The organism is Bacillus cereus group sp. BfR-BA-01355 (genome assembly GCF_022663675.1).
GTDB classification, from domain to species: Bacteria; Bacillota; Bacilli; order Bacillales; family Bacillaceae_G; genus Bacillus_A; species Bacillus_A thuringiensis_S.
In genome coordinates this window covers 1-217 of sequence record NZ_JAKUFY010000504.1, presented here as the reverse complement: position 1 = coordinate 217, position 217 = coordinate 1, and the positions used below count along the sequence as shown (strand labels likewise).

The following is a 217-nucleotide window of genomic DNA, read 5'->3' as shown; positions in this document are numbered from 1 at the left end:
AATATGCGGGTGTGGCGGAATTGGCAGACGCACTAGACTTAGGATCTAGCGCCTTTGGCGTGGGGGTTCGACTCCCTTCACCCGCACTTTTAATAAAATATCTCAAACATGTCTTGCGGAAGTAGTTCAGTGGTAGAATACAACCTTGCCAAGGTTGGGGTCGCGGGTTCGAATCCCGTCTTCCGCTCCAATTTTCAATATGACATGCCGGGGTGGC

Annotated in this window: 2 tRNA genes; both read left to right on the top strand. The window is 51.2% G+C overall.

Annotation, left to right across the window (positions count from 1 at the left end):
* Nucleotides 1–5 precede the first annotated feature (5 nt).
* Nucleotides 6–86, top strand: a tRNA-Leu gene (locus MR167_RS32665).
* Between the two features lie 29 nt (nt 87–115).
* A tRNA-Gly gene (locus MR167_RS32660) sits at nt 116–190 on the top strand.
* Nucleotides 191–217 lie beyond the last annotated feature (27 nt).